The sequence below is a fragment of the Actibacterium lipolyticum genome, from assembly GCF_900184935.1.
In the GTDB taxonomy this organism is placed as follows: Bacteria; Pseudomonadota; Alphaproteobacteria; order Rhodobacterales; family Rhodobacteraceae; genus Actibacterium_A; species Actibacterium_A lipolyticum.
The window spans coordinates 291,611-307,953 of record NZ_FXYE01000002.1; the positions used below are offsets into that span (position 1 = coordinate 291,611).

At 58.1% G+C, this 16,343-nt stretch carries 12 protein-coding genes; 5 read left to right on the forward strand and 7 right to left on the reverse strand.

The features are described from left to right. Positions 1 to 32: 32 nt before the first annotated feature. The 5 genes from COL8621_RS10085 (at position 33) to COL8621_RS10105 (ending at position 4,143) form a co-directional block, all read left to right on the forward strand. Positions 33 to 611, forward strand: a complete 579-nt coding sequence (locus COL8621_RS10085) for a L,D-transpeptidase (protein ID WP_093967254.1) — start codon at positions 33 to 35, stop codon at positions 609 to 611. Positions 612 to 713: 102 nt separating this feature from the next. Beyond that, positions 714 to 1,859: an acyl-CoA dehydrogenase family protein gene (locus tag COL8621_RS10090; RefSeq protein ID WP_093967255.1), complete on the forward strand. Its 1,146-nt coding sequence runs from the start codon at positions 714 to 716 to the stop codon at positions 1,857 to 1,859. Beyond that, complete coding sequence (locus COL8621_RS10095; RefSeq protein WP_093967256.1) at positions 1,859 to 2,905, forward strand: enoyl-CoA hydratase/isomerase family protein; 1,047 nt, start codon at positions 1,859 to 1,861, stop codon at positions 2,903 to 2,905. Before COL8621_RS10090 ends, COL8621_RS10095 begins: the two co-directional genes overlap by 1 nt. Then, positions 2,902 to 3,774: a 3-hydroxyisobutyrate dehydrogenase gene (gene mmsB / locus COL8621_RS10100; protein WP_093967257.1), complete on the forward strand. Its 873-nt coding sequence runs from the start codon at positions 2,902 to 2,904 to the stop codon at positions 3,772 to 3,774. Before COL8621_RS10095 ends, mmsB begins: the two co-directional genes overlap by 4 nt. A gap of 165 nt (positions 3,775 to 3,939) precedes the next feature. Further along, positions 3,940 to 4,143 carry a YgaP family membrane protein gene (locus tag COL8621_RS10105; RefSeq protein ID WP_093967258.1) on the forward strand — a complete coding sequence of 68 codons (204 nt, stop codon included), beginning with the start codon at positions 3,940 to 3,942 and terminating at the stop codon, positions 4,141 to 4,143. Between the two features lie 96 nt (positions 4,144 to 4,239). Here COL8621_RS10105 and uvrA read toward each other — a convergent pair whose 3' ends face one another. The 7 genes from uvrA to COL8621_RS10140 form a co-directional block, all read right to left on the reverse strand. Next, positions 4,240 to 7,098 carry an excinuclease ABC subunit UvrA gene (uvrA, locus tag COL8621_RS10110; RefSeq protein WP_093967259.1) on the reverse strand — a complete coding sequence of 953 codons (2,859 nt, stop codon included), beginning with the start codon at positions 7,096 to 7,098 and terminating at the stop codon, positions 4,240 to 4,242. A gap of 82 nt (positions 7,099 to 7,180) precedes the next feature. After that, positions 7,181 to 8,371, reverse strand: a complete 1,191-nt coding sequence (locus COL8621_RS10115; RefSeq protein WP_176438474.1) for an MFS transporter — start codon at positions 8,369 to 8,371, stop codon at positions 7,181 to 7,183. 85 nt (positions 8,372 to 8,456) lie between these two features. Next, entirely contained in the window at positions 8,457 to 9,851 is a 1,395-nt protein-coding gene (gene lpdA, locus COL8621_RS10120) for a dihydrolipoyl dehydrogenase (protein ID WP_093967261.1), read from the reverse strand. Positions 9,852 to 9,997: 146 nt separating this feature from the next. Next, the gene (locus COL8621_RS10125) at positions 9,998 to 10,570 is read right to left on the reverse strand and encodes a DUF924 family protein (RefSeq protein ID WP_093967262.1); all 573 of its coding nucleotides are present in this window, start codon (positions 10,568 to 10,570) and stop codon (positions 9,998 to 10,000) included. A gap of 77 nt (positions 10,571 to 10,647) precedes the next feature. Further along, on the reverse strand, positions 10,648 to 11,916 hold the full coding sequence (locus COL8621_RS10130; RefSeq protein WP_093967263.1) for an MFS transporter: 1,269 nt from the start codon (positions 11,914 to 11,916) through the stop codon (positions 10,648 to 10,650). Between the two features lie 91 nt (positions 11,917 to 12,007). Next, entirely contained in the window at positions 12,008 to 13,057 is a 1,050-nt protein-coding gene (gene queA / locus COL8621_RS10135; RefSeq protein WP_093967264.1) for a tRNA preQ1(34) S-adenosylmethionine ribosyltransferase-isomerase QueA, read from the reverse strand. Beyond that, positions 13,054 to 16,332, reverse strand: coding sequence for a YhdP family protein (locus COL8621_RS10140; RefSeq protein WP_093967265.1), 3,279 nt, complete (start codon positions 16,330 to 16,332; stop codon positions 13,054 to 13,056). The genes queA and COL8621_RS10140 overlap by 4 nt, the downstream gene beginning before the upstream one ends. Between the last annotated feature and the right edge of the window lie 11 nt (positions 16,333 to 16,343).

Sequence of the window (16,343 nt, forward strand, 5' to 3'; positions counted from 1 at the left end):
TGAATAGAGTTTTCCGTAGGGATGCCATACCGATGAGCAATATGAAGACCACCCGCCGCGGCTTTGTTGTTGGGCTGACCGCCCTCGCCGCGCCGACCATTCTGCGTGCGCAGGTGGCTGAGCCGGCCATCTATGCGCCAGCGGCGGCCAAGCACAACATATCCAGCTTCAAGATTCAGAACTGGCAGGATCACTTTGAAACCTTGGGTGTCGCAACGATTGTGGCCGACACCGGGTCCCGCGCCCTGCACTATTGGAACGCAGATGGCACTGACTATCGGTTGTACCCAACGTCGGTCCCCATGACCGAGGATCTGACCAAACGCGGCTATACCGAAGTGGTGCGCAAACGCGAAGCCCCCGATTGGACCCCGACCGCATCCATGCGCGAAAGCAATCCGGACCTTCCCGAATATATGCCCCCCGGCCCCGGCAACCCGCTTGGCACACATGCGCTGTACCTAAGTTGGCCTGCCTATCTGATCCACGGCACCCATGACACGCGCAAGATTGGGCGGCGGTCGTCGTCTGGCTGTATCGGCCTGTACAATGAAAAAATCGCCGAACTTTTCCCGCTGGTTCCGGTCGGCGCGCAGGTACGGCTTATCTAACGCCGCTCTTTCCGCTTGAACGCCTGTATCCGGCCTTGCAAACTTCCTGCAACAATCGGAAATTAAACAGGCGTTCAATTCACGCGGTAAGGGAGGTGCCTCATGGATTTCGCACTGTCAGAAGAACAGGGCGCCATTTTCGACATGGCAAAAGCGTTTGGCGCGGAACATATCGCGCCCTTCGCACGTGACTGGGAAGCCGCCGGTACAATCCCCAAAGAGCTGTGGCCCAAACTGGCCGAGCTTGGCCTTGGCGGCATTTATGTTTCAGAAGAATACGGCGGATCCGGCCTAAGCCGACTAGACGCGACATTGGTCTTTGAGGCGCTGGCGATGTCCTGCCCGGCGGTTGGATCGTTCCTTTCGATTCACAACATGTGCGGCGGGATGATCGACAAATTCGGCTCTGACGAGACGAAGGCCATGTGGCTTCCACAGCTTTGCAGCATGGAAAAGATATTCTCTTACTGCCTGACCGAACCTGGCTCCGGTTCGGACGCGGCGGCGTTGCGCACGCGCGCGGAAAAAACCAACGAAGGCTACTCCCTAACAGGAACAAAGGCGTTCATTTCGGGCGGCGGATATTCGGACGCTTATGTCGTGATGGCCCGCACCGGCGATGATGGCCCAAAAGGCGTGACCGCCGTGATCGTCGAAGATGGTGCGCCGGGGCTTTCCTTTGGCGGGCTGGAAGACAAAATGGGCTGGCGCGCGCAACCAACTGCGCAAGTTCAGTTTGACGATTGCAAAATTCCCGCTGCCAACCTGATTGGCGAAGAAGGCCGCGGCTTTTCCTATGCGATGGCCGGGCTTGACGGTGGGCGCCTGAACATCGCCGCGTCCGCCCTTGGTGGCGCGCAGGCCGCGCTGGACGCCACGCTGGATTACATGGGCGAGCGTAAGGCATTTGGCCGTTCGATTGACCAATTCCAAGCCCTGCAATTCCGTCTGGCCGATAATGAGGTAAAGCTTCAATCCGCGCGCACCTTCCTGCGCCAAGCGGCATGGAAGTTGGACAACAAAGCCCCCGACGCATCAAAATTCTGCGCAATGGCAAAGCTTTACGTCACCGACCGCGCGTTCGAGGTGGCAAATGACTGCCTCCAACTGCATGGCGGTTATGGCTACCTTGCCGACTATGGCATCGAAAAGATCGTGCGGGACTTGCGCGTGCATCAAATTCTGGAAGGGACGAACGAAATCATGCGCCTGATCATTTCACGTCAAATGCTGGCAGAGCGCGGCTGATGGGCGACATCGACATTCGCATTGACGGCAAAGTCGGGCGCATCACCCTGACCCGCCCGCAGGCCCTAAATGCCCTCAGCTATGAGATGTGCCTAAAGATCGAAGCGGCCTTGGATACATGGCGCGACGACGATGCGGTTGCGATGATCCTGTTAGACGCACTGGGCGAACGGGCCTTTTGCGCCGGTGGTGATATTGCGAAAATGTACGAAACCGGGCGTTCGGGCGCGTTTGACTATGGCCAGAAATTCTGGCGCGACGAATACCGGATGAACGCCAAGCTGTTCGAATTTCCCAAGCCGGTGGTCAGCCTGTTGCAGGGCTTCACCATGGGCGGGGGCGTTGGCGTTGGTTGTCACGGATCGCACCGTGTCGTCGGCGAAAGCAGCCAAATCGCGATGCCCGAATGTGGCATCGGGTTGGTCCCCGATGTGGGCGGATCGCTGTTGCTGGCCCGCGCGCCGGGGCGGTTGGGCGAATATCTGGGCACCACCTGTGCACGGATGAACGCTGGGGATGCCATCCATGCCGGGTTTGCCGATTACTTCGTGCCCGAAGCACGCTGGCAAAAGCTGACGGCCACCCTGACATCGACCGGGGATTGGACGGCGGTTGACCAGTTTGCCGAAACGCCGCCCGATGCGCCCCTCTGCGACATTCAACCCGACATCAACCGCCACTTCGCGGGCGAAACGTTGGGCGATATCATCCGCTCTTTGCGCACGGAAGACACTGAATTCGCAGCCAAAACCCTTAAATCGCTTGGCAGGGCCAGCCCGCTTTCGATGGCATGCACCGTTGAAATGCTGCATCGTTTGCGCGGGCAAGACACCATTCGCGCCGCCTTGGCACAGGAATTTCGCTTTACCTTCCGCGCGCTAGAGCATTCCGATTTTCTGGAAGGCATCCGCGCCGCGATCATCGACAAAGACAAATCTCCGCGTTGGCAGCATGCAGATATGACAAACGTGCCCGCAATGGATGTTAGCAAAATGTTGATGCCCCTTGGCGCAGACGAACTGAAACTGGAGGAGGAGCTGGCATGAAAATCGGATTTATCGGACTGGGCAACATGGGTGCCCCAATGGCGGCCAATCTTGCCAAATCCGGACACACCGTAACGGGCTTCGACCTTGCGGCCCCCTGCCCCGAAGGCGTGGCAAAAGCCGAAACCGCGGCTGCGGCAGCGACTGGGCAAGACGTGGTCATCACGATGCTGCCCAACGGTGCAATCCTAAAGTCCGTCGCGGCAGAGATTTTGCCAACCATGTCAAAGGGCGCTGTCCTTTTGGATTGTTCGACCGTTGATGTTGAAAGCGCGCGCGCGGTGGCCGATGACGCCCGCGCGTTAGGCGTGTTGGCAATGGATGCCCCGGTTTCCGGCGGCATCGGCGGCGCGGCGGCGGGCACCCTAACCTTTATGGCGGGCGGCACGGACGAGGCGTTCGCGATTATCAAACCGCTGTTCGACATCATGGGGCAAAAGGCCGTCCACTGCGGCGCGTCAGGCAATGGGCAGGCCGCCAAGATTTGCAACAATATGATCCTTGGCGTCACCATGATCGCCACCTGCGAAGCCTTTGCCTTGGCCGATAAACTGGGGCTAGAGCGGGAAAAGATGTTCGACGTGGTATCAACCTCATCTGGCTATAGCTGGTCGATGAACGCCTATTGCCCCGCGCCGGGCGTTGGCCCGCAATCCCCCGCTGACAACGACTATAAACCGGGGTTTGCCGCCGAATTGATGCTGAAAGATTTGCGTCTTTCCCAACAAGCGGCCGAAGCCGTGGACGCCGACACCCCCATGGGTGAACGCGCGGCGGCGCTTTATTCCAGTTTTGTCGAAGATGAAGATGGCAAAGGCATGGATTTCTCGGCCATGCTGCCACGGTTTGAAAAGCGTTCGCGCGGGTAAGTTACCCCCTGAACGCCAGCTTCGGGCGGCGCAATGCGGCCCGAAAACACCCCGCCCCGCCGCTTTGCGATGACAGTATGGCGCAGGGCACCGGTATATACATTCACCAATAGGCATATTACCCTTCAGTTGTCCGAAATTACGGACCCAAACCGGAGAGTTGATATGTTGAAGAAAAACGTTGGCGGTATCGACCGCGCGATCCGCATTGTTGTTGGCCTTGGCCTACTTGCAGGCTTTTTCCTAGACGCTGAGGCATCTTATCGCTGGCTCTATTTGGTCGGTATCATCCCACTTGCCACCGGCCTGATGTCAAGCTGCATGATCTATTCGATTTTCGGTGTCAGCACCTGCCCAACGAAGGAATAAATGGCCCCCGCGACGGGGACAAATGAGTGACCAGTTTTGACCCCAGCCGCCCATCCCTGCGCGGCTGGATATGGTCGAACCGACTGTTCCCTATCGTTATTCTGCCGCGACCTTTCTGGGGCGCAGCATCTCTTTCAGGTAGCGGCCCGTGTGGCTCGCCTCTACTTCGGCCACTTTTTCGGGGGTTCCCGTGGCCACGACCTGACCACCGCCATCGCCGCCTTCGGGACCGATGTCGATGATCCAGTCGGCTGTTTTGATGACATCAAGGTTGTGTTCAATCACCACCACGGTGTTGCCCTGTTCGACCAGTTCATGCAGCACCTCAAGCAGCTTTTTGACGTCTTCGAAATGCAGACCTGTGGTCGGTTCATCAAGAATATAGAGCGTCCGCCCGGTGGCACGCCGCGCCAATTCTTTCGACAGCTTCACCCGCTGCGCTTCGCCCCCTGACAGGGTCGTCGCTTGTTGGCCAACCTTGATATAGCCCAGCCCGACACGCATCAGCGCGTCCATCTTTTCGCGGATCGACGGAACCGCCTTAAAGAACTCCTGCGCATCCTCGACCGTCATATCAAGAACGTCGGCTATGCTTTTGCCTTTAAACCGAATTTCCAGCGTTTCGCGATTATAGCGCGCGCCGTTACAGGTTTCGCAAGTGACATAGACATCAGGAAGGAAGTGCATTTCGATCTTGATGACACCGTCGCCCTGACACGCCTCGCAGCGCCCGCCTTTGACGTTAAAGCTGAACCGGCCAGGTTTGTATCCGCGCGCCTTGGCTTCGGGCAGTCCGGCGAACCAGTCGCGGATCGGGGTGAAGGCCCCGGTATAAGTGGCGGGGTTTGATCGCGGGGTGCGGCCAATGGGGCGTTGGTCAATGTCGATGACCTTGTCCAGATGCTCCAACCCCTTGATCGTTTCGCAGGGCGCGGGCGTCTGGCGCGCACCGTTCAGCCGCATGCTGGCCGTTTTAAACAGCGTCTCAATCGTAAGCGTCGACTTGCCGCCGCCCGATACACCGGTGACGCACACGAATTTGCCCATCGGAAAATCGACCGTCACGTTTTTCAGGTTATTCCCGGTCGCCTTAACGACGGTCAGCTTTTTCTTGTTGCCCTTGCGCCGGGTTCCCGGCACGGCAATTTCGCGCGTACCAGAAAGGTACTGCCCGGTGATCGAGGCCGCGTCCGCCGCCACCTCTGCCGGGGTGCCTTGGGCAACGACCTGCCCACCATGCACACCCGCACCCGGGCCGATATCGAACACATAGTCGGCCTCGCGTATCGCCTCTTCGTCATGTTCGACGACGATCACGGTATTGCCTTGGTCACGAAGGTTTTTCAGCGTTTGCAGCAACCGCCCATTGTCGCGCTGATGCAGGCCAATCGACGGCTCGTCCAGCACATACAGAACGCCTGTCAGGCCCGAACCAATCTGGCTGGCCAGACGAATACGTTGGCTTTCGCCCCCGCTTAGCGTGCCAGAGTTCCGCGAAAGCGTCAGGTATTCAAGGCCGACATTGTTCAAAAAGCCCAACCGTTCGCGGATCTCTTTCAAGATGGCGCGGGCGATTTCGTTTTTCTGCTGGGTCAGGCTTTCGGGCACGGTTTGGCACCACGCGTAAGCCTCGCGTATCGACATCTGCACCACTTGGCCGACGTGGAGCTTGGCGATTTTCACTGCCAGCGCCTCTTCACGCAGCCGGTAGCCTTCGCAGGTGCCGCAAGAGCGGTTGTTCTGATACCGCTCAAACTCTTCCCGGACCCAGCTGGAATCCGTTTCGCGATAACGGCGTTCCATGTTGGGGATCACCCCTTCGAACGCACGACTAACCTGATAAACGCGCCCGCCTTCGTCATAGCGGAACTCAATCTCTTCCTCGCCCGAACCGTAAAGGAACACCTGCTTCACATGCGCATCAAGGTCTTTCCACGGCGTATTTTTGTCGAATTCATAATGCTTTGCGATGGATTCGATGGTCTGCAGGAAATACGGCGACTTGCCTTTGCGCCACGGGGCCAGCGCCCCATCATAAAGCTTTAGCGTCTGATCCGGCACCACCAGCCGTTCGTCAAAGAACAGCTCAACCCCAAGCCCGTCACAGTCTGGGCAGGCACCAAAGGGCGCATTGAAGGAAAACAGGCGTGGTTCGATTTCCGGGATGGTAAAACCGCTGACGGGGCATGCGAAATTTTCACTGAAGGTAAAGCGTTCCGGCTCTCCTTCTTTCGGGGCGGTTTCAAGGATGGCAATCCCATCAGCCAAGTCCAGCGCGGTGCGGAAACTGTCGGCCAGCCGGGTTTCCAGCCCATCACGCACGACGATCCGGTCAACAACCACGTCGATGTCATGGCGGAACTTTTTGTCCAGCGTGGGCGGTTCATCCAGTTCGTAAAACTCGCCGTCAACCTTGACCCGCTGGAAACCCTGCTTGCGCAGTTCCAGAAATTCCTTGCGGTATTCGCCCTTCCGGTCCCGCACGATAGGCGCAAGAAGATAGCCGCGCGTGCCCTCTTCCAGTGCCATCACCCGATCGACCATATCCTGCACCTGCTGCGCCTCAATCGGCAGGCCGGTCGCAGGGCTGTAAGGTGTGCCGACACGCGCGAACAACAGGCGCATGTAATCGTAAATCTCGGTCACTGTGCCAACGGTGGAGCGCGGGTTCTTACTGGTGGTTTTCTGTTCGATCGAAATAGCCGGGGAAAGACCGCTGATATGGTCCACGTCCGGCTTTTCCATCATATCCAAGAACTGGCGCGCATAGGCCGACAGGCTTTCGACATAGCGCCGCTGCCCTTCGGCATAGATCGTATCAAACGCCAATGAAGACTTGCCAGAGCCGGAAAGCCCGGTGATCACCACCAGCTCATCCCGCGGAATATCCACATCGATGTTCTTGAGGTTATGCTCGCGCGCGCCGCGCACTTCGATCTTTTTCAGCTCGGCCATGATCCACCTTTGAACGAATTCTTAACAGATAGTGGAGGACGGCTGAGTCTCCAACCTAAAAATGAGAACAAGTCAAGAACACTCAGGTAATCGGCAATTCCCGGCGACGTGCGCCCAGAACCGTGTGAATGCAGATCCCCAAAAGTGAAAGCAAGACAACAAAGCAAACCAGCCCCCATATGCCAAAGCCGCCAATCAGCGCCGCCAGAATTGGCGCACCGGTTGTTGTTCCGACATTACCCATTTGCGCTAACGCGCCTGTGGCATGGGCCCGGTCCTGCGGGTCACTGTTCAGTTCTGCCAACGAGGCAAAGCTGCCGCTCGCGATGATACCCGCCAGTGCCATCATAACGATGGCCGCGATCATGAACTGCCCTTCGTTGCCAACAGTCACCAACAGCCCCAAAGCCGTCAGCCCGGAAAAGGCAAACCCCAGCTTCACAACCCGGATGGAAGACACCCGTTGAAGCAGGAAAATGCCAAAGGTCAACGAAACCGCGATCGAGCTAAGCGGCATCACCGCCGACATCCACGACCGTTGGGCTGCGCTTACGAAATCCGGCAGATAGGTCAGCAAGGCGACGTACATCATCGCGTACCAGACGAAGCCAAGCCCCGACGCCGATAGATAGGGCGAGCTATAGATGCGGCGGTGAACGCCCACCCAATCGGACAGCGACATCGCCTTGGCAACCGGGCGCGTGCGCGGCCCTTTGGGCAGCATCAACACAAGAATACCAGCGATTACAAACAGGTAGAGGCCATGCGCGCGGATCAATCCGCCCACACCGAACCCGTCGATCAGTGGCGGCGCAACCAACGCGATTGCCATATAGGCAACACCGAAAAAGCTGCTCCACAAAGCCATAGCGGCGGGGCGCAAACGATCCGAGGCCGAACTTGCGACCAATACCGGCGCCGCGATCACGATGACCAGATGCGCGAAACCTTCGATAAACCGCAGCGCGATCATCACCGGATAGGCCGGCATGAACCCTTCGACCAACGAAAGGCAGCCGCCCGCGATCAGACCCAACAACAGCATTTTGCGAAGGCCCAGCCGGTCAACGACAACCCCGCCAACGACGCCGAACAACAACCCCACCATCCCTAGCGAGGACATAAGAAACCCAAGCGCCACCTCGGACACAGCATAGGTTTCGCGCAGGGCCGGCATCGCAACCGCGATCTTGCCGAACTGCGCCGCCGCCCCCAGCCCGGCGAGCCATAGCGCCAAGATCAGGGGGATGTTGCTTTTGGTGGGGTGAGACATAAAAAAACTCCCGCAGGCGATTGGGGCCCACGGGAGCATTGCTAGCGTCTTTCATCCCCGGCAGAAACCGTGGATTTTCGCACAATTACATGTGGATTACGCGATCATACGCATCCAGCACGCTTTCATGCATCATCTCGCTGAGTGTTGGGTGCGGGAAGACGGTGTTCATCAAGTCTTCTTCGGTGGTTTCAAGCTGGCGACCCACCACATAGCCTTGGATCAACTCTGTCACTTCCGCGCCAACCATGTGCGCGCCCAGCAACTCCCCGGTTTTTGCGTCAAACACGGTTTTGATCATGCCCTCAGGCTCGCCAAGTGCAATCGCCTTACCGTTGCCGATGAACGGGAAACGCCCCACTTTGATGTCGTAACCGGCCTCTTTCGCCTTGGCTTCGGTAAGACCGACGCTGGCGACCTGAGGGTGGCAGTATGTGCAACCGGCGATGCTTTCGGGCTTAACCGGGTGCGGATGGCCGCCCGCGATCAGTTCGGCAACCATAACGCCTTCATGGCTGGCCTTATGCGCAAGCCATGGCGCACCGGCGATGTCACCGATGGCATAAAGACCATCAACGCCTGTGCGGCAATATTCATCGGTCACAACATGGGTGCGGTCAATTTTGACGCCAAGCGCCTCCAGCCCCAGCCCTTCAACGTTGCCGACGATGCCAACGGCCGAAATCACGGTGTCGAACTCTTGCTTTTCGATCTTACCGCCAACTTCGATATGTGCGGTGACCTTACCCTTGCCGCGATCAAGCTGTTTGACCATGGCTTTTTCCATGATCTTCATGCCCTGCTTGACGAACTGCTTCTTGGCGAATGCACTGATTTCGGCGTCTTCGACGGGCAGGACACGGTCCATGACTTCAACCACGGTCGTGTCAGCGCCCAACGTATTATAGAAGCTGGCGAATTCGATCCCGATCGCACCCGACCCGATGACCAACAGCTTTTTCGGCATCTTTGGCGGTTGCAGCGCGTGCTTATACGTCCAGACCAGATCGCCGTCCGCCTCTAGGCCGGGCAGTTCGCGCGCGCGGGCGCCTGTGGCCACAACGATGTGCTTGGCGGTCAGATCTTCGGTGCCCTTGTCGGTTTTGACGCTAAGCACGCCTTTTCCGGTCAGGGTCGCCTCGCCCATGACGACGGTGATCTTGTTCTTTTTCATCAGATGAGCAACGCCGCCGCTCAACTGCTTGGCCACGCCGCGCGAACGAGCGACGACCGCATCCAGATCGTAACCAACCCCGTCGGCCTTCAGACCGAATTCTTTGGCCCGGTGCATCAGGTGGAACACTTCGGACGACCGCAAAAGCGCCTTGGTCGGGATGCAGCCCCAGTTCAGGCAAATGCCGCCCATATGCTCGCGCTCTACAATCGCGACCTTAAGGCCCAATTGAGCGCCACGGATAGCGGCCACATAGCCCCCCGGCCCCGCGCCGATTACGATCATGTCAAAGCTCTTGGCAGCCATCAGCTTCCCCTATGCTCAAAATTTAGTTTGATATTAAACTATCTTCTGAAAACCTTCAATCAGCGGTTCGCAGATCAGGCAGAAATCCAACAAAAAAGCCCATGCGCAAGCACGGGCTTTCATAAAATCAAAGGCTTAAATGGCGCTTACGCGCGCAACGCTTCGACGGTTTGCCCGTATCCGCCGCCATCAACAAAGCTTTGTTCATCGTCGCGGGTGCATCGCGACAGCGCATCGTTGCGAAACGGAAAGCGGCCAAAGCGCCGAATGACCTCGCGGTGAGCCTTGGCATGAACAAGGTTATCCGCACCCGTTTCTGGCATCCGCGTCAGCATCAGGCGCACGCAACGATCCTGATCGGTCAGACATTCGGAATGCATCAGCGGCATATAAAAGAACTGCCGTTCGGGCTCATCGATGCGCATATCAAATTCGTTCGCGATGGCGCGCTTTGCTGCCGCACGCGCGATTTTATCTGTCGCAAACGCCTCTGCCGATCCCCGAAACATGTTTCGCGGGAATTGATCCGTCACAATAAGATAAGCAAGTGTTGTGCGTGGCTGTGTCAACCAATGCTGCAATTCGCCCTGATGCGCCAATTGCCATAGGTCCAAGAAACCCTGCCGGACCCGTTCGTCTAACTCTTCACCGCCTGCGTACCAACCGTCCGGGCCTACATCTTTCAGCCAAAAACGGATCACCTCTTCGGGGTCTTGCATGGCTCCTCCTCGCGCGCCGCGCCCTTCCCATTTCTTGAGCGTCTCAGAAAAGATTCGCTAACGCAAGCACTTGAAGATTATGCCGCATCTTCTGTGGCGGCTTCGTCTTCCTCCAATGTTTCGATGAACACCTCTTGCGCCACCTCGACCGCCACGGGCGTGGCCGACGGCAAGATGGGCGCATAAGACCCAGTGTCGCTGATCGCGGGTGCCGGGCGTTGTGTCATTCGGAAGGCAGCATAGGCCGACAAGGCCCCCATCAAGACAGCAAGGTAAAGGAAGAATCCGCCGGGGCCGATCTGCCCCATAATCCACCCCGTAATCAGCGGGCCAGAGATTGCACCGACACCGTTCAGAAAGATCAGCCCACCGGATGCGGCGGCCATGTCCTCATGCTCTAGGAAGTCGTTAGTGTAAGCGATCAACAGTGCATAAAGCGGGTTAGACGTGCCGCCGATGATAAAGGCCGACACAAGAAGAATAAGGAAGTTCCCCTGCATCGCCAGCGCCAGCAAAGATCCGAAAAGCCCGACAACGGCCGCGCCCAAGATCAATTGCCGCCGGTCAATCCGGTCCGACGCCCAGCCGATCGGATATTGCAGCAACAGCCCGCCAATATAGATCGCTGCGATAAAGGAAGAGATCTTGCCAACGCTCAACCCGGCCTCGGTTCCATAAACCGCCGCCATGCCAAACATCGCGGAATACACCCCACCCAACATAAAGGAACCAACGCAGCCCAAGGGGGACACACGGTAAAGTTCTTTGATGCTCATCGGTTTGGTGGTGTCAAAGGCTGGCGTGGGAGAGACCGACAACAAGATCGGCGCGAAAGAGATCGAAACCAGCACCGATGGGATGATGAACAGGATGAACCCGCCCGGATCGCCAAAGTTCAACAAACCCTGCGCCGCGACGATGCCCGCCATCTGAACAATCATATAAAGCGACAGCGCCTGCCCCCGCGTTTCGTTTGAGGCAGAGTTGTTCAGCCAGCTTTCCGCCGTCACATACACGCCGGAAAAACAGAACCCGATGATCACGCGCAAAATGGTCCAGGCCCAAGGCTCTGTAATTGCGGGGTAAAGGATAAGGGTCGCAGAAATGAACGACCCAAGCGCGGCAAAAACCCGAACGTGGCCAACACGGCGGATCATTTCCGGGGCCATGCGCGACCCGCCCAAGAAACCAAGGAAATAGGCCGACATGATCAGCGACATTTCAAAGGTCGAAAACTGTTCGATCCCACCGCGCACGCCAAGTAACGTGCCCTGCAGGCCGTTACCGACCATCAACAGAAGCATCCCCAGAAGGAGGGCCCAGGAACTTGCTAACACCTTAATCACGTCATACCTCGAATCGTATCGCCCGCCCTGCCTACGCGTGCGGTCCTTCCTGTGAATGTGCACCCGCGACACTACATGTCGCGTTTGGCAATCACGGGATCAGAAGCGATGAATCCCCATAGGAAAAGAAGCGGTATTTCTGAGTGACCGCATGGTCGTAAACAGTACGCATCCGGTCTTGCCCCATCAGGGCCGACACCAACATCAAAAGAGTGGATTTAGGAAGGTGGAAATTGGTCATCAACGCATCGGTCACTTTGAAACGGTAACCGGGGCGGATGAAAATATCCGTCTCACCTTGCCACGGAACCATGGTGCCGTCGTCCTGCGCGGCGCTTTCGATCAGGCGCAGCGCGGTGGTGCCAACGGGAATGATCCGGCCGCCCTCAGCGCGGGTCTGGTTCATCTCATCCGCGGCTTTTTGGGTCACCTGCCCCCATTCGGCATGCATCTTGTGGGTTTCGACATCTTCCACCTTCACCGGCAAAAATGTACCCGCCCCCACGTGCAACGTTACCTCGCTGAATTGTACGCCCTTGGCGCGCAATTCGTCCAACAGTGCGTCATCGAAATGGAGCGAGGCCGTAGGGGCCGCCACAGCGCCGGAATGGCGCGCAAACACTGTTTGGTAATCTTCTTTATCCTGTGCATCCGCCGGGCGTTTGGCAGCGATATAGGGCGGCAACGGCATCGCGCCCGCATCCGCCAACGCGGCATCGAAATCGTCGCCCGTTAGGTTGAACGACAGCGTGACGTCGCCATCACCTTTGGCCGCCACACGCGCAGACAGCGCGTCAGAGAACACGACCTCTTCGCCTTCTTTCAGTTTACGCAGCGGCTTGGCCAAGGCCACCCAACCTCCATCGGGTTGCGGCTCCAACAGGGTGATTTCGACCTTCGCCTCGACCAACCCTTCGGGGGTTTGCCGCTGACGGCGCCCAAACAGGCGCGCGGGAATAACCTTTGTGTTGTTCAGAACCAGCCGGTCCCCTGCTTGCAACAACCCCGGAAGGTCATGCACGTGCAGATCGCTGATCTGGTCACCCTTCGCCAACAACAGGCGCGCAGAGGTTCGCGGGCGCGCCGGCCGGGTCGCGATCAGCTCTTCCGGCAGATCGAAGTCGAAATCAGAAAGCTTCAATTCGCAATCTCCGGCACTGGTCGGCGGAAAATTTCGCGGAACATTCCCGGCGTCAGAATTGACAGCGGGTTCACACTGACCGACGGGTTTTTCGCATTGCCCGTTAGGCGATAGTTAAAGCCAAACAGCCCCTCGCCCTTGCGGGTCAAGACGCTGCCGATGCCGTTCAAAATATAGATCGGCGAGATTACGCCCTGCATGTCCATCCGGTTCGCCTTTAGGTCAAAAAGTCCCGCCATGGAGATTCCAAGCGACGGCCCCACAGCACTGCCTGACTTGACCTGCAGCGCGGTGGGGGTCAAGCGGAAGTCGGCGGAAACGTCGTTGAAAACCAACCCGTCGCCATCCAGCATTTCCAAAATCCCGACGACCGAAATCGCGCTAAGCAACTCTGCCAGCGCAGGGGCACCTTTTACCCGCGTGCGGCTAATCTTTAGCTTGCCATTATATTCCCCCGCACGCCCACGTGGCGTCAGAGATAAATCAAGCGTGCCGCCACGGGATTTTTCAAAGATTCCTGCGCCTTTCAACACGCCGCCCGCATCGTCAGATTGCACGCGGATCGCCGTGCCATTCTTGCTGGGCGTAAGCGTGGCTGTGATCGGGGCACCGCGCACGACGCGCCCGCGCAAGCCTCCGTTCAACCCACCGGCAGAGGAAAGCGACCCGCGGACATCGGCCAGTGTGATGCCATCGGAAATGACCAACCGATCCAACGCAATATCAATCGGGCCACCCTGCCCTGAACGCCCGCCGCCACTGCGGCCACCGCCAAACGGGCTGTCGCGCAAAACGAACCGCCCGCCACGCAGAACGACAGCAGGCGCGCGATTTGCCCCGCGCCCCTTCAGCGTCACGGGCGCATCCAACCAGCGCCCGATCTGAACCCGCGAAAAAGCGGCCTCTTGCAGCCCACCGTTTTTCGCGACCGAAATCTTTCCATCAGCTGTCAGACCTGCGGCCTTAATCGACAAGCTTTCGATATTGGGCGGCGATCCCAGCGTGCCCGCAACCTTCAGCGTTCCCTTGGTATTTTTCGACTTTGTCCAACCAAGGCTGGGCAGTTTCAGGCCAAGCTGGTTCATGTCCGAGTTCAGCGTAAACCGGGTCGGTTGACCTTTGTTAAGGCGTAAATCAATCGCCCCCAAGCCACGCCCAGTGACCGAGCCTTTTGGAAGGCCGATGTTAAACTTCTCAACAAAATTCTGCGAAAGCTCGACCGTTCCTTCAACCCGGCTGCGGCCTTTGTTTTTGGGGCCCAGAACCTGCGTCCAGACGCCGTTGACCGGCACGCCGTCAAGGGTCGCCTGCCCACTTATTGAAATCTGCTCTTTGTCGGCACTGATCGAAAGCTGTTGCGCCGCCAGACTTCGGTTTTTGACAAGGACATCCGACCGAACATTCCGCAACACGCCCTTTGCGGCATATTCAATTTTCTCGGGTGTGTTCCCTTTTGCCAACGGCAACGCAATCTTGGCTTCAACGCTGGCGCGGCCATCGGCAAGGTTTACGGGCTGCCCGGCACGCGCCATCAACCCAAGCGGGGGTTGATCAAGCAGTGACAAGACAGCCTCGACCGAACTTTCGGTTTTAAGGGTGACCTCTCCGCGTGCGGGTTTCTGTTTGGTGTTGGGGATGTGAAAGACAGTGCCCGCCACATCAACCAACCCACCTTGTGGCGCGGTTATCGTGCCACTGCCCAGCACCATGGTGAACGTTTGATCGGTGATCGTGATGTACCCATACCCGTTATCGACGGGCGGCATCGTGCGCATGAATTGCACATTTGCATCGCGAAATTCATGCGTTAGCGAAATGACCGGCGGATTGTCCGGCGCAAGACGAAGCGCGGCGTTCACCTCGAAGAATTCGCCCGACAGGATGTTGTTGGTGACCCACTTGCGCGTCCCCGGAGCCAGATCAATCGGCCACAACGCCAACAGCCTACCTTCGCTGATTCGATCAAGGTTAAGGTCAAGGTCGACCTTCCATCCATCTTCGCGCGCGCGCACGCTGCCCTTACCCCGATAGGTGGCCCCTGTGCTGTCGCCCAGCATCACCTGCCCGATCGTCACCGTGAAGGGATCCAGCGCCAGCTTTAGGTCAAGCGCGCCTTCACCGAATGTTGCCGGTGCTTCGAAAATACCGCCGGGGTTCAGCGACACTTCGCGAAGGCGCATTTGCGTGATCAAACTGGTTGGCCAACCACTTACCTTGTCCCGCAAATAAGCGTGACCTTCGGCGCGCAGACGAACAGCCGACGTATCAAGCGCGATCTCAGCAAGGTCGATACGATCATTCCCCGGATCAAACGAGAAATACGCCTTACCCCTGTCAAAACGTATCGGCGCGGCCTCTTCCACCGGGCGCAACGCACCTGATCCAATTTCAAGCGCGGCGTTCAACGGGGCAAGCCCACCTTCCGGCCCAACCCCCGTGCGCAGCGCACCCGAAATTGGCGCATCGATCACCGTCAAGAACGCCAGCGCAGGGGATTGCGCCGCGATATCGGCAGCCGCCACATCGCTGAAATTCGCTGACATCCGCGCCTCGGGCGAACCTTTGACGGTTTCAAAGTTCACCGCCACTTCGGACGGCACACCAAGGTCATTTACCAACGAAAAGAATACCCGTGCAGAGACATCTTGCGGAGTCTGTTCAAGCGCCAGAAGCCCATTATCAACCTGCCAACTGCGCCCTGCCCGCGCATCAACATAGGTCAGCTGCAAGGACTCGACCGTGACATCTTCGATGGATGCCAATGCCGGAAGGGCAAGCGCCTGATCAATCTGGTCAAGAACCTGCAACAGCCCAACTTCGCCGACCAGCGGCGCCGACGTGTCCCCCAGCGCAAGATCAAACTGTCCATCAACCCTGCGGCGCAGCGTCAGCTCGGCACCGGTAAGGGCGACACGCCGCACAACCAGTTTGCGTTCCAACAGCGGGCGCGCGGCAATAACCGCCTGCAAATCCGGCAACCGCGCCAAGGATTGCCCCTTCGCATCGGCAACAACCACATTGTTCAAATGAACCTGCGGGGCGTGTTCGCGCGAAAAGACAACGCTGGCACCGCCCAGTTCCAACTGCATCGGGTACAAGGCTTGGTTCAAACGCTCTTCTATATGCGCCGTCATCCATTCGGGCGTGGTAACCACCCGGCCTGTCAGGGAAAGAACGCCCACAAGAAAGACCCCGACCAGCAAGGTCAGGCTTAGCAAAAGCCAAAGTCCAAAGCGCCGCCCTTGGCGCGGTTGTGGTGGTGTAAGGTTGCTCATCCTGCGACTTT